We start from the raw sequence: 13,153 nt of genomic DNA, 5'->3' as shown, positions 1-13,153 counted from the left end.
CCAGCCAGCATGGTGAATCAGAAACACACTGATTTGGGAATCCCAAATCGATTCAACCTAAACCCATCCCGCTTTAGCGTCGGCGGGTCAAGAAAGACGCAATCCACGCCGCTACCTGCACCGCGGATAGATCGCCGCGAGCTCGCGGCCGCGCAGCAATAGCAGGCGCGAGGTCAGGCCGCCGCGGCGCACGATCCAGCCGCGCACCGGTGCCGGATAGGCTTGCAGCACCGCCACGGACGCTTCCGGCTCGGCATAGGTGCGGCCGCGCCGGTCGATCGAGCGCGCGGCGTGGAAGCCGAGCACGGCGCGCCGCGTCACGCAGATGCGGTCGCCCGGCACCATCGAGAGCACCAGGGTGCAGGCCGACAGGCAGGGCCCGTCGATCACGACGCGCTCGCCCGACTCGCGCACCTTGTCGAACAGTTCGATGAACGGGCCGACCTGCCCGCCGGGGCTGGCGAGGATACGAACATCGGCTTGCGCGCAGCTAACCGTTGCGCAGAGAGCTGCCGCCGCGACAAGTATTTTCATGCGCGCAATCCCTGCCACGATGCGATCGAGGTGCCGCCGCATCTGAAGCCGCAAGGCTCGCGCCGGAATGGGGCATCGTCAAGACCGATGTCCCGGTCGCGACAGCAGGTGGCTCAGGCCGCGCGGTTCTTGAGCGCCCCCACGATCGCAGTGAGCACGGCGCCGGCAACGCCGCCGCCGGCGACCTGACCGATGATGCTGCCGATGTCAGGCGTCGCGCCGGAATTGGCGAGCAGCGGGATCAGCATGCCCAGAAGCTGTCCGCCCGCGCCGCCGCCGATGGCGCCTGCGATGGTGTTACCGAGCGTGCCGAGATCGATGTTCTTGGCCGCTCCCGCCGCGACATTGCCGCCGACGGCTCCGCTGATGACTTGAATGATCAGATTGATGAGAACGCCCGACATGAGGTGATTTCTCCCCGGTATCTGGTTCAGCACGGCTGAGACGCCGGCCGGCGTCCCACCGCCGCGAAGGTTAGGCCTTAAGCGCGTAGAGGTCATGCTGCGCACGCGAAGATTGCGGCCCGTGCCGACGCTATGCACCGGCTTTTTGAGGGAACCTTCCGGCTCTCCCGAGAGCCTCAGCCCGCGCCGGAGACGCCGGCCTCGGCAAAGGTCGCCATGCCGCCATGACAGGCGAGCGCCGCGCGCAACAAAAGGATCGCAACCCCCGCGCCGGAGCCTTCGCCGAGCCGCATGTTAAGATCGAGCAAGGGGGCGAGTTCGAGCTCGCGCAGCAATTCGCGGTGGCCGAGTTCGGCCGACACATGTCCGGCGCGGCAATGCGCGAGGCTGTCGGGTTGAAGCCGCGCCAGCGGCAGCACCGCGGCTGTCGCCACGAAGCCGTCAAGCAGCACCGGAATGCAGCGTGCGCGCGCCGCCAGCACGGCGCCCGCGATCGCCGCGAGCTCGCGTCCGCCGAGCGACATCGCGGTGACGAGCGGATCGTCGATCACGCCGCGATGCAGCTTGAGCGCCGCATCGATCGTGGTGCGCTTGCGTATCAGCCCGGCATCGTCGACGCCGGTGCCGCGGCCGGCCCAGCGTACGCCGCGCCCGCCCATCAACGCGGCGCACAGCGTCGCGGCGACCGTGGTGTTGGCGATGCCCATCTCGCCGACCACGAGCAAATCGCATTGCTCGGGCACCGTGCGCCAGCCGGTATCGAGCGCGACCAGGAAATCGGCGGCGTCCATCGCCGGCCCGGTCGTGAAGTCGCGGGTCGGGCGCGCCAGCTCGAGCGGCTCGACGCGCAGCTCGGCACCGGCAAGCTTGGCGATCTGGTTGATCGCAGCGCCGCCGGCGGCGAAGTTCGCCACCATCTGCGCGGTGACCTCGGAGGGATAGGCTGAAACGCCGCGCTCGGCGATGCCGTGATTGCCGGCGAACACGGCGATGGTGACGTGATCGAGCCGGGGCATCTCGCGCCGCTGCCAGCGCGCCAGCCAGATCGCAACCTCTTCCAGGCGGCCGAGGCTTCCCGGCGGCTTGGTCAGGTTCTGCTGACGCTGCGTGGCGGCCGCGGCACTGGCCTCGTCGCCCTGCGGCAGGTCGCGACAAAAGCCGCGGATGTCGTCTAGAGTACTGAACTGCATGCGATTCCCTCGTCGAGCGGGCCGCAAGCTAATGCATGATCCGGAAAAGTGTGAAGCGGTTTTCCTCGCGACAAATGCGTAGCATTTGCGCGGAGATCATGCCCTAACAGGAAGCTAAAGCGCGATGAGATCGAGCCCGATCTCGTCGCGCTTTAGCCCAATTTCCAGGCCTTCACCATGAATCAATGGCTCGACGAACTCAGGACCGCCACCGCCTTCCTGACCCGCTTGCCGATGCCGCATCCGGACGGCGCGCGGCCGGAGAGCTTTGCCCGGGCGCAGCGGCTGTTTCCCCTGGTCGGGGCCGCCATCGGGGCGGCGATCGGCCTGTTTTGCCTGCTGCTGCGGGCGATCGGTGTGCCGGATCTGGCCACCGCCGCGCTCGCGCTCGGCGGCGGTGCGCTGCTCACCGGCGCGCTGCATGAGGACGGGCTCGCCGATGTTGCCGACGGGTTCGGCGGCGGCCGCGATGTCGCGGCCAAGCTCGAGATCATGCGCGACAGCCGGCTCGGCACCTATGGCGCGCTGGCGCTGGTGGTGAGCTTTGCCGCCAAGCTCGCGGCTCTCGCGGCAATTCCGAATGGTCTCGTTGTGCAGAGCCTGATATCTGCGCACGCGCTGGGCCGCGGCGTGCTGCCATGGATCGCGATCAGCCTGCCCTATGCGCGCAAGGACGGGCTCGCCGCCAATGCCGGTAGGCCCGATGGGACAATTGCCGTGGTCGCGGCTGGCCTGGCGCTGCTGATCGCAGTCCTCGCCTTGCCGTTCGGCAGCGCGCTGCTGGCGGCGATCGTGGCCGGTGCGAGCGCACTGATCATGGTGCTCGTGGCAAAGCGGCAAATCGGCGGCCAGACCGGCGATGTGCTCGGCGGCGCCGAGCAGGTCGCGGAGACCGCGATCCTGGTGCTGCTTGCGGCGCGGTTAGGTTAGGGCGTCGATGGACAGTGAAACGCGTCTTTGGCTGATCCGCCACGCGCCGGTCGACGGCCCGCGCGGCGTGATCCATGCCCCGGATGCGCCCGCGGACCTCAGCGATGCCGCGGCATTCGCGTCGTTGCAGGCGCGGCTGCCGGCTCACGCTCTCGCGGTGTGCAGTCCGGCGCGGCGCACCCGCGAGACCGCCGCAAAGCTCGGCCTGACGGCAGCGGAGGACCACGCCTTTCGCGAGCAGGATTTTGGCGACTGGACCGGCCGGCGCCACAGCGAGATCGAAGCCGAGCTCGGCGCGGCCTATCGCGCGTTCTGGCAATCGCCGGGCAACAACCGGCCGCCGGGCGGCGAAAGCTTTGCCGATCAGATCGTGCGAGCGCGGGCAGGGCTCGCGCGCCTGCCGGCCGGCGACGTCGTGCTGGTCGTGCATTCCGGCACCATCCGCGCAATCCTGGCGATCGCGCTCGAGCTCGCGCCGGAGCTCGCGCTGCGCTTCGTCATCGATCCGCTGTCATTGACGCGGATCGACCGATTGCCCGATGCCTGGCGCGTGGTCGCGGTGAACGGGCGCTGATAGCGCGGTGACTCTGCTTTACCTCGCCCCGCGTGCGGGGAGAGGTCGGAACGCATCGACAGATGCGTTCCGGGTGAGGGGGAGTCTCCGCGAGACTAACTGGTACAGAGCGCGGGGAGAGGGCCCCTCACCCCAACCCTCTCCCCGTAAGAACGGGGCGAGGGAGCGCAGTCCCGTCGCGGTGGTGACATTAGTTCATCCGATCAACCGTTACCCGTTCCGCCGCGCGCCGCGCAGGGTCGGCAGGCCGATGCCGGCGGCGTCGAAGCCGCCGTCGACGGCGAGGATCTGTCCGGTGATGTAGCTGGCGCGATCCGAGCACAGGAAGAAGATCGCTTCCGCCAGCTCCTCCTCCAGCCCATAGCGGTTGAGCGGGATGGCGTCGTGATAGTCGGCGCGGATCTCCGGCGTGTGGACGGCCTTGGCCATCGCGGTCTCGACCGGCCCGGGCGCGACGCCGTTGACGCGGATGCCGAGCGAGGCGAGCTCGACCGCGAGCTGCTTGGTGAGATGCGCAAGCCCGGCCTTGCTGGTGCCGTAGGCCGAGCGCAGCGTCGAGGCACGCACCGCCGAGATCGAAGTGATGTTGACGATCGCACCGCCGCCATGCTCGCGCATTAACGGCGCGGCCGCCTTGGTGCACAGGAACGGGCCGGTGAGGTTGACCGCCATGATCCGGCTCCAGTCGGCGTCCGAGGTCTCCAGCACCGGCGTGAACACGGCAATACCGGCATTGTTGACCAGCGCGTCGAGCCGGCCGAACCGGTCCGTGATCGCAGAGATCGCGGCTGCCACGCCAGCGGCATCCGATACGTCGCAGGTGAGCGCCAGCGTGTCGTCGGGCTGCTTCAGCGCCGCGACCGCCGCGCGCAGCAATTCGCCCTCGATGTCGAGCAGCGCGACGCGCCAGCCGTCGGCGAGAAAGCGTTTCGCCGCGGCAAGCCCGATGCCACGCGCGGCGCCGGTCACGAGTGCGACTTTGGGGGAAGCGGAATTCATCGGATGGTCCATCGGTTCGGGCAGGAAGTCCCGACCGTCTGCGACCTTTACCTGGTGATGTCAACCTGAGAGGCGCTCAACTGGCTCGGCCGTCATTGCGAGGAGCGATAGCGACGAAGCAATCCATTCTTCCCGTGTGGCGAGGTGGATTGCTTCGCTTCGCTCGCAATGACATGGGTGCGACGGCCGTTCTATACTCTTCCAGCATGGGAAGAAGGCGCGTCTCGAAGGATGCACGGCCCCCAGCCCGGGCCGCCCATCCTTCGAGGATCGCACCGTGGCTTACGCTGCGAGTTCGGCAGAGGCGCGCTGCATGTTGGTGGACATGTCCTGCGTGACGATGCTCTGCTCCTCGACCGCGGCGGCGGTGGAGGTGATGTATTCGTTGACGCCGGCGATCGCCGCCTTGATCTCGGACAGCGAGCTCACCACTTCGGCGGCGATCGAGTTCAGCGCGTCGATTTCCGAGGAGATCGTGTCGGTCGCCTGCTTGGCCTGATTGGCGAGGCTCTTCACCTCGGAGGCAACCACCGCGAAGCCGCGGCCGGCTTCGCCCGCACGCGCCGACTCGATCGTGGCGTTGAGCGCCAGCAGGTTGATCTGCCCGGTGATGCTCGAGATCATCTCGACGATGCCGCTCATCGCCTGAGCTGCGGCATTGAGCTTCTGCGCCTGTCCGTCCGCAGCCTCGACCCGGCCGGTGGCGACCGCGGCGTTCTGCTTCGACTTGGTCATGGTTTCCGAGATCTCGCGGATCGAGGCGCTCATCTCCTCGCTGCCGGCGGCGACCGCCTCGATCAGGCCGCGCGCGCTGTCGGCCTTCTTGCGGCCGATCGCCTGCGCGGTGATATCGGTGGCGTACTTCACCACCTTGTAGGGCTTGCCGTTGAGATCGAGGATCGGGTTGTAGGAGGCTTGGATCCAGATCTCGCGGCCGCCCTTGGCGATGCGCTTGTATTCGGCGGCCTGAAATTCGCCGCGGTTCAGCGCCCCCCAGAACTCGCGGTAGCCGGCCGCGCTCGCCTCAGTGGGCTCGACAAACATGCTGTGATGCTTGCCCTGGATATCGGCAAGCGAATACCCCATCGCGGCGAGGAAGTTCGGGTTCGCGGTGCGGATCGTGCCATCCATGTTGAACTCGATCACCGCCTGCGACTTGCCGATCGCATCGATCTGGCCGTCATTGTCGGCGGTTTTCACCTTCTGCTGGGTGACGTCGGTGGCGAACTTGACGACCTTGAACGGCTTGCCGCGGTCGTCGAGGATCGGGTTATAGGTGGCGAGGATCCAGATTTCCTTGCCGCCCTTGCCGAGCCGCTTGAATTCGCCGGCCTCGAACGTGCCCCGGTTCAGCTGTGCCCAGAAGTCGCGATAGGCCGCGCTGTCGCGGTCGGCCGGCGGCACGAACATGCTGTGGTGCTTGCCCTGGATCTCGGCGAGCGAGTAGCCGAGCGCGCTTAGAAAATTCTCGTTGGCATTGACGATAGTGCCGTCCATGTTGAACTCGATCACCGCCTGCGCCCGGCCGATCGCGGCGATCTTGCCGGCCTCCTCCATGCTGTGAATCTTCTGCGCCGTGATGTCGGTGGCGAACTTGATCACGCCGACCGGCTTGCCACTTTTGTCCAGGATCGGGTTGTAGGAGGCCTGGATCCAGATCTCGCGGCCGCCCTTGCCGATGCGCCTGTATTGCGCGGCCTGAAACTCGCCGCGGTTCAGGTTGGCCCAGAACGCGCGATAGTCCTGGCTGTCGCGAATGGCCGGATCGACGAACATGCTGTGGTGCTTGCCCTTGATCTCGTCGAGCGTGTAGCCCATCGCATTCAGGAAGTTCTCGTTGGCGTCGACGATGGTGCCGTCGAGCTTGAACTCGATCACCGCCTGCGACTTGCCGATCGCGGCAGTCTGCGCCAGCGCATTCTCGATCTTGGCCTTGTTGCTGAAACTGAACATCAGGGCTCCGTGAAGGTCCAAATGAAAGGGATGGGGAAAAGCGGATCGCGGCAACTCACGGAAAGGTTGCAGCGAGCCGTTTAGCATCGGTAAAGCCTGTTGCCCACGCGCGCCTGGCACGATCTGCATAATGCGCCGATGCACCCGCGCATCTCTTTCAACTTGCGGCGTATTTTTTCAGTATGCACGTTATCATCCGTAGTCTGCATGCGATGTTCACCGTAATCTTACGGGCGAAAATCGAGGACGACTTTGGTCTGATGCGGATGATCGCAACGCGTTCACTTCAGCAGCGCTGATAGGCCTATTACGAAGTCTGATATTACCGGCCGCTTCGCCGATCGATCTCGCTCTCTGATTCGCGTCCTCGACGAAGGCGCGTCGAGGTTCGAGTATCTGCTCACCGCGATCGCAAAATAGTCGTGGCACGAGATGTCGGCCAGGCGGACTCCGATTCGTCCTCCGGGCACTGGTTCCATGATGGAGTTCCGATGTCGCTCACCCTGCATTACCACCCGCTGTCCTCGTTCTGCTGGAAGGCGCTGATTGCGCTCTATGAGAACGGCACGCCGTTCAAGCCGAACATGGTCAATCTCGGCGATCCCGCCGAGCGCGCGGCGCTGCTCGCGCTGTCGCCGATCGGCCGCTTTCCCGTGCTCCGCGACGAGACGCGGGACGAGACGGTGCCGGAATCGAGCATCGTCATCGAATATCTCGACCGGCATTATCCCGGTGCCGTCAGGCTGATCCCCGAGGATCCGGACCTCGCATTGCAGATCCGGCTGCGCGACCGCTTTCTCGATCTCTATGTCCATCTGCCGATGCAGAAGGTGGTCGGCGATCGCCTGCGGCCTGCCGATCGCAAGGACCCCCATGGCGTCGCCGAGGCGCGGGCCCAGCTCCGCACCTCCTATGCGATCCTCGATCAGCAACTGATCCTGAATCAGCAACGCGCGCAGGGCGGCTGGATGATGGGCGAGCACTTCTCGTTGGCCGATTGCGCGGCCGCGCCGACGATATTCTACGGCAACAAGGTCGAGCCGTTCGGAGACGGCCATCGGCATCTGGCGGCCTATCTCGAGCGGCTGATGGGGCGGCCGTCCTTCGCGCGCGTCCTGAAGGAGGCCGAGCCCTATTTCGGCATGTTCCCGCAGGAAACCTGAAGCAAGCCGACCTCCGATCCGGTTCCAAAAATAAACTGTAGCGTGATGTCGCTTTTGCGCCGTCTCGCTCGTCATCTCCCGGAGGCCCGGGTTTCCGGAGCGCTGGCCGCTCCGGAGGCCCGGGCGATACGTGTGGAGACGACATGGCTGCAGCTGGCAACAGGGCGGAGATCATCCGCTCCCTTTTCGCCGCCTACCTCGCCAATGACCGCGCGACCGTCGAGGCGGCGTTCGCGGAGGATTTCCGCTTCTCGACGCCCTATGGCGAGAACATCGACAAGCCGACCTATTTCGCCGAGTGCTGGCGCGACTCCGGCTGGATCGGCCGCCACGAGATCGAGCGCATCATGGTCGACGGCGTCGAGGCCTTCGTCACCTATCGCTGCGTCGCGCGTGACGGCAAGAGCTTTCGCAACACCGAGTTCTTCGTGTTCGACGGCGACAAGGTGTCGCGCATCGACGTCTATTTCGGCCCGTCGCACCAGGACGGAGAACTCGTCAGGCAAGAACGCTGAGGGCTGTGGCGCGCGATGCAATGACCTCCGAAATAATTTCGCAAACCCTGTCGGCGTGGCAAGCCCCGCGTCGTCCTTGAGACGAGCACCGGAGATACCGGCAAAGCAGCTGAACAAGACAACGGAGCAGGACGATGAAGTTCATGGTGATCGTGAAGGCGAGCAGGGATACCGAGGCCGGCGTGATGCCGAGCACCGAACTGCTCGCCGCGATGGGCAAGTTCAACGAGGAGATGGTCAAGGCCGGCGTCATGCAGGCCGGCGAGGGCCTGCACCCGACCAACAAGGGCGCGCGGGTCAAATATGCCGGCGGGCAGAGCACCGTGACCCAAGGACCGTTCAGCCTGACCGGAGATCTCGTCTGCGGCTTCTGGCTGATCGAGACCAGGTCGCTCGATGAAGCGATCGACTGGATGAAGCGCGCGCCGTTCGACGTCGGCTCCGAGATCGAAATCCGCCAGGTGTTTGCCGCGGAGGATTTCGGCGAGGCGCTGACGCCCGAACTGCGCGAGCGGGGAGAGCGCCTGCGCGCGCAGGTGGGCAGGAAATGACACCCGACGTCATTCCGCGATATCGCGCCGGCGATGCGCTCCGAATACATGATCTCCGTCGCAAGTCGTGGATTCCGGGCCGGCGCCGCGTGGGGCTTCCCGGCATGACGAGGGTGAAGATTGCGAGTGATTCAACAGGCAAGGAAATCCGACCAATGCGTTTCATGATGCTGATGATCCCGCTCGGCTACGAGTCCACGCCGGCCAAGCTCGAGCTCGACCCCGAACGGGTCGCCGCGATGATGCGGTACAATCAGGCGCTGAAGGACGCCGGCGTGCTGATCACGCTGGAAGGCCTGCATCCGCCGGCTGCCGGCGCGCGCGTCAAGTTCGACACCGGCGTGCCGGTCGTGATCGACGGCCCGTTCACCGAGGCCAAGGAAGTGATCGGCGGCTTCTGGATGATCGAGGTCGCCTCGCGCGCCGAGGCAATCGAATGGGCCAGGAAATGCCCGGCCACCGCGAACGAGATGATCGAGATCCGCCAGGTGCAGGAGATGGCCGATTTCTCCGAAGAGGTGCAGCAGGCCGCCGCGACCTTCGAGCATCCGCAGGGCGGCTGGGGCAAGGCGCTGCGCTGACACCGCATGATCCAAGTCGCGATGCTGCCGCAGGGCGGCATCGCATCACTAACCATCGTCAACCAGCAACGACTACAATGGAGACGCAAGATGAGCACCAACACCTTCCTCGCCGTCTATCTCGGTGGCGGCAGCACCGGCTCGCGCATGGCCGCCTGGAACGCGCTGCCCGAGGCCGAACGGCGCGCCAAGGAGCAGCAGGGCATGGCGGCCTGGGGCGCCTGGGTCGAGAAGCACCATGACGTGATCGTCGAGATGGGCGGACCGCTTGGCAAGACCAAGAAGGTCGGGCAGGGCGGCGTCACCGACATCGCCAATCTGATGACCGGCTTCACGGTGGTGCGCGCGCCCTCGCATGAAGCGGCGGCAAAGTTGTTCGAGAACCATCCGCATTTTTCGATCTTCCCGGGCGAAGCCGTGGAAATCATGCCGGTGCTGCCGATCCCGGGGCGATAGTCCCAGCCGCAGGCTCCCTGAACCTCTCCCGCGCGCGCGGGGGAGGTCGTCGCGCGCGCGCGGCGGATGGAGGCCCTCTCCACTGTGTAACTCGCGGAGAGGGCCTCCGCTCGCCAGTGGTCGACCTCGTGTCCAGGTCACGCCGGCCTGAGCAAATCAGAAAGCCCTGGAGTGGAGGTCTTGCGCCATGGCGAAGCTCGTCTTCGGACTGAACCAGTCACTCGACGGCTATGTCGATCATCAGGCGATGGTGCCGGACGCCGGGCTCTTTCGTCATTTCATCGAGCAGGTGCGCGGCGTGGCCGGCATGTTGTATGGCCGCCGCATGTACGAGGTGATGCGCTATTGGGACGACGACCTTCCTGATTGGGATGCAGAGGAGCGCGACTATGCGGCAGTGTGGCGGAGACGGCCAAAGTGGGTCGTGTCGCGCTCGCTCAAATCCGTCGGACCCAACGCGACACTGGTCGAGGGGGACCTTGAGGCGGCGGTGCGCGGGCTGAAGGCCCGGCTCGACGGGGAGATCGAAGTCGCCGGGCCGGACCTGGCGGGGAGTCTGACCGAGCTTGGCCTGATTGACGAGTATCGACTGTACCTCCGGCCCATCGTGCTCGGGCGCGGCAAGCCATTCTTTGTCGGGCCCCGCGCGCCGCTCCGCCTGGTGGCAAGCGACCGGATAGGCGAGAACACGATCAGGTTGACCTACGTCCCCGCCTAGTCACGCAGCGCGCCTGACGGCGTTGCGCGGAAGCCCCCTGACTGACTGGTCCGTTAATCTTGATTGATGCGCCGCCGCCCGCTAGTGACCTTTACCGCCGGCTCATGTAAAAGCCGTTCACATGAGCTGGCGCAAGGACCAAGGCCGCGCCGAGCGCGGCTATCATCACGGCAATCTCAAAGAGGCGTTGCTGCAGGCCGCCCTCGACCTGATCTCGAAGAAGGGGCCGGCCGGCTTCACCTTCGCCGATGCCGCGCGGATGGCCGGCGTCAGCCCCGCCGCGCCGTACCGCCACTTCCGCGACCGTGACGAGTTGATCGCCAGCATCGCGCAACGCGGCTTCGAGCAGTTCGAATCGCTGCTGACGCAGGCCTGGGACGACGGCCGCCCCGACACTGTCACGGCGTTCGAGCGCGTCGGCAAGGCCTATCTGGCCTTCGCCCGCGAGGAGCCCGCATTCTATTCGGCGATGTTCGAATCCGGCCTGCCGGTCGATTCCAATCCGACCCTGATGGCCGCGAGCGAGCGCGCCTTTGCGATCATCCGCGCCGCCGCCGAACGGCTCGCGGCACTGGCGCCGCCCGGCATGCCGCGTCCGCCGGCGATGATGATGGCGCTGCACATCTGGGCGATGTCGCACGGTGTCGCCTCGCTGTTCGGCCGCGGCGATGCCGCGCGGCGCAAGCTGCCGATGTCGCCGGAGGAGCTGCTCGAGGCCGAAGTGCTGATCTATCTGCGCGGGCTGGGCTTCCCGACCGACCGCAGGCTTGGAACAGCGGCAGCCGACGAAAAGCCGGCCGGTCCGTGGGGCAAGCCGAAATAAGGTTCAACGGCAGAGCCAAAAATAATCCGAAGGGTGCGTCATCCGCGCTGCTTGACTTTCCCAAGGGATCGGCTACCTATGTAAATGTTATTTACATTCACAACGGCGTGATGCCGTGATGGAGAAGGAAATGGCCTACACCGCTGATGTCAATCGCTGGCGCGGCCCCGTCGAAGAGCCCTACCGTCCCTACTTCTACGCGACGCCGTGGCATCCCCTGAAGATCGCCGGGATCATCCTCGGCTTCATGATCTGGTGGCCGATCGGCCTCGCCCTTCTCTTTTTCACACTCGGGAGCAGAAAGATGGCCTGTTGGAGTCACAACGACATGGATCGCTGGCAGAACAAGATGGAGCGGATGAAGAGCCGCATGGAGCGCCGCGGCTTCCCGTTCGGCGGCTTCGGTCCGCCCTCCAGCGGCAACCGCGCCTTCGACGAGTACCGCCAGGATACGCTGCGCCGTCTCGAGGAGGAGCAGGTCGAGTTCAAGAACTTCCTCGATCGCCTGCGTCACGCCAAGGACAAGGAAGAGTTCGACGCCTTCATGGCCCAGCACAAGACCCGTCCGACCCCGCCGACCGACCAGCCGCCGCAGGGCTGATCGTGCGAGGCAAGCACTGAGCCCTCAGGCGATGTGCCCCCATAGAACCTGATGGCCCTGAGCCGCCCGTTTGCGATGAGCAAGCGGGCGGTTTGCATTTTGGCGAGGTCACGCCCACTCTATCGTTTGGGATCCGGACGATGAGGTGAAGACCATGGCGGGATCGGTGACTGTGACGGCTGGCGACCTCTGGCTTGCGATCCGGCGCGAAGCGGCAGTCGCGATCGCGGCTGATCCCTTCCTCGAGGCGTCGGCCGCCTTCATCCTCGATCAGGGCGATCTCGGCGGTGCGCTCGCCTTTTTGATCGGCCGGCATATCGGCCGCGCGGAAGAGGATCGTGCGCAGTTTATGCGCGCGGCCCGCGAAGCCTATGCGGCCGAGCCCGCGCTGGTCGACGCCGCGGCCACCGATCTCACAGCCATCGTGCGCCGTGATCCGGCGATCACGGGCTTCCTGCCGCCGCTGCTCAACTTCAAGGGCTTCGTCGCGCTGCAAGCCTGGCGGGTATCGAACTGGCTGTGGCGCGAGGACCGCCCCGACCTTGCGCTCATGATGCAAAGCGCGACGGCGGACCAGTTGCAGATCAGCATTCACCCGTCGGCCCGGATCGGAACCGCTGTGTTCCTCGATCACGGCACCGGCATCATCATCGGCGCGCTGGCCTCGGTCGGCGACGAGGTCACGATTTTGCAGAACGTCACCATCGCGCGGCATCAGGATGATCCGCGCCGCGCGCCGACAATCGGCCACGGCGTGCTGCTCAGCGCTGGCGCCACGGTGATCGGACATCTCTCGATCGGCGATTTCGCCAGGATCGGCGCCGGCGCGCTTGTCACGACGGATGTGCCCGCCGGCTGCACCGCCGTCGGCGTGCCGGCGCGGCTAACGAATTGCGCGGAGGCGGGGACGTTTTCGTGAGGTGAGCACTCTCGGCCGGCGCTTAGTGAGGTGAGCACACTCTCAGGCTCCCTCTCCCCTTGCGGGAGAGGGTGGGGAGAGGGGTGGCCCCGGGCGTGGTGTCAGAGTGGATGATGCTGTTGCATCAGCGCGCAGCAGGTGTCGCCGCTCTAACTGAGTGCGGTGCAAGCGGTACCCCTCTCCCCAACCCTCCCCCGCAAGGGGGGAGGGAGCCCTACTAGCGTGCTCGCCTCACTGCATGA

General features: G+C 65.9%; 16 protein-coding genes. 11 read left to right on the top strand and 5 right to left on the bottom strand.

Annotated elements, in window-relative coordinates:
- Positions 1–111: 111 nt before the first annotated feature.
- The 3 genes from PMN64_RS20560 to cobT all read right to left on the bottom strand — a co-directional run bounded on the left by PMN64_RS20560 (position 112) and on the right by cobT (position 2,128).
- On the bottom strand, positions 112–534 hold the full coding sequence (locus PMN64_RS20560; protein WP_069275915.1) for a hypothetical protein: 423 nt from the start codon (positions 532–534) through the stop codon (positions 112–114).
- Between the two features lie 113 nt (positions 535–647).
- Positions 648–938 carry a hypothetical protein gene (locus tag PMN64_RS20555; RefSeq protein WP_016842535.1) on the bottom strand — a complete coding sequence of 97 codons (291 nt, stop codon included), beginning with the start codon at positions 936–938 and terminating at the stop codon, positions 648–650.
- Between the two features lie 176 nt (positions 939–1,114).
- Entirely contained in the window at positions 1,115–2,128 is a 1,014-nt protein-coding gene (gene cobT / locus PMN64_RS20550; protein WP_411781933.1) for a nicotinate-nucleotide--dimethylbenzimidazole phosphoribosyltransferase, read from the bottom strand.
- A gap of 177 nt (positions 2,129–2,305) precedes the next feature.
- On the opposite strand from cobT, the gene cobS reads away from it, so the two are divergent.
- Positions 2,306–3,058: an adenosylcobinamide-GDP ribazoletransferase gene (gene cobS / locus PMN64_RS20545; protein ID WP_411781932.1), complete on the top strand. Its 753-nt coding sequence runs from the start codon at positions 2,306–2,308 to the stop codon at positions 3,056–3,058.
- 7 nt (positions 3,059–3,065) lie between these two features.
- Positions 3,066–3,632: a histidine phosphatase family protein gene (locus PMN64_RS20540; RefSeq protein WP_411781931.1), complete on the top strand. Its 567-nt coding sequence runs from the start codon at positions 3,066–3,068 to the stop codon at positions 3,630–3,632.
- Between the two features lie 210 nt (positions 3,633–3,842).
- On the opposite strand, the gene PMN64_RS20535 is transcribed toward PMN64_RS20540, so the two are convergent.
- Complete coding sequence (locus PMN64_RS20535) at positions 3,843–4,631, bottom strand: SDR family NAD(P)-dependent oxidoreductase (RefSeq protein ID WP_028341382.1); 789 nt, start codon at positions 4,629–4,631, stop codon at positions 3,843–3,845.
- A 282-nt stretch (positions 4,632–4,913) separates the two neighbouring features.
- A complete protein-coding gene (locus PMN64_RS20530) occupies positions 4,914–6,584 on the bottom strand; it encodes a methyl-accepting chemotaxis protein (RefSeq protein WP_411781930.1) in 1,671 nt (556 codons plus the stop codon).
- Between the two features lie 491 nt (positions 6,585–7,075).
- Between PMN64_RS20530 and PMN64_RS20525 the strand changes: the two genes are divergently transcribed.
- The 9 genes from PMN64_RS20525 (at position 7,076) to PMN64_RS20485 (ending at position 12,911) form a co-directional block, all read left to right on the top strand.
- On the top strand, positions 7,076–7,747 hold the full coding sequence (locus PMN64_RS20525) for a glutathione S-transferase family protein (RefSeq protein ID WP_411781929.1): 672 nt from the start codon (positions 7,076–7,078) through the stop codon (positions 7,745–7,747).
- 143 nt (positions 7,748–7,890) lie between these two features.
- Positions 7,891–8,262, top strand: coding sequence for a nuclear transport factor 2 family protein (locus PMN64_RS20520; RefSeq protein WP_411781928.1), 372 nt, complete (start codon positions 7,891–7,893; stop codon positions 8,260–8,262).
- Between the two features lie 134 nt (positions 8,263–8,396).
- Entirely contained in the window at positions 8,397–8,813 is a 417-nt protein-coding gene (locus tag PMN64_RS20515; protein ID WP_411781927.1) for a YciI family protein, read from the top strand.
- A 155-nt stretch (positions 8,814–8,968) separates the two neighbouring features.
- Positions 8,969–9,394, top strand: a complete 426-nt coding sequence (locus tag PMN64_RS20510; RefSeq protein WP_411781926.1) for a YciI family protein — start codon at positions 8,969–8,971, stop codon at positions 9,392–9,394.
- A 90-nt stretch (positions 9,395–9,484) separates the two neighbouring features.
- On the top strand, positions 9,485–9,850 hold the full coding sequence (locus tag PMN64_RS20505; RefSeq protein ID WP_028341377.1) for a YciI family protein: 366 nt from the start codon (positions 9,485–9,487) through the stop codon (positions 9,848–9,850).
- Between the two features lie 187 nt (positions 9,851–10,037).
- Positions 10,038–10,568: a dihydrofolate reductase family protein gene (locus PMN64_RS20500; protein WP_411781925.1), complete on the top strand. Its 531-nt coding sequence runs from the start codon at positions 10,038–10,040 to the stop codon at positions 10,566–10,568.
- 121 nt (positions 10,569–10,689) lie between these two features.
- Complete coding sequence (locus PMN64_RS20495) at positions 10,690–11,391, top strand: TetR/AcrR family transcriptional regulator (protein ID WP_411781924.1); 702 nt, start codon at positions 10,690–10,692, stop codon at positions 11,389–11,391.
- Positions 11,392–11,521: 130 nt separating this feature from the next.
- A complete protein-coding gene (locus tag PMN64_RS20490) occupies positions 11,522–11,992 on the top strand; it encodes a DUF2852 domain-containing protein (RefSeq protein WP_411781923.1) in 471 nt (156 codons plus the stop codon).
- 154 nt (positions 11,993–12,146) lie between these two features.
- A complete protein-coding gene (locus PMN64_RS20485; RefSeq protein WP_411781922.1) occupies positions 12,147–12,911 on the top strand; it encodes a serine O-acetyltransferase in 765 nt (254 codons plus the stop codon).
- Positions 12,912–13,153 lie beyond the last annotated feature (242 nt).

This window comes from Bradyrhizobium sp. UFLA01-814 (assembly GCF_046718885.1).
GTDB lineage: Bacteria > Pseudomonadota > Alphaproteobacteria > Rhizobiales > Xanthobacteraceae > Bradyrhizobium > Bradyrhizobium elkanii.
The sequence above is the reverse complement of the archived record's forward strand: the minus strand, read 5'-3'. Positions and strand labels throughout refer to the sequence as shown.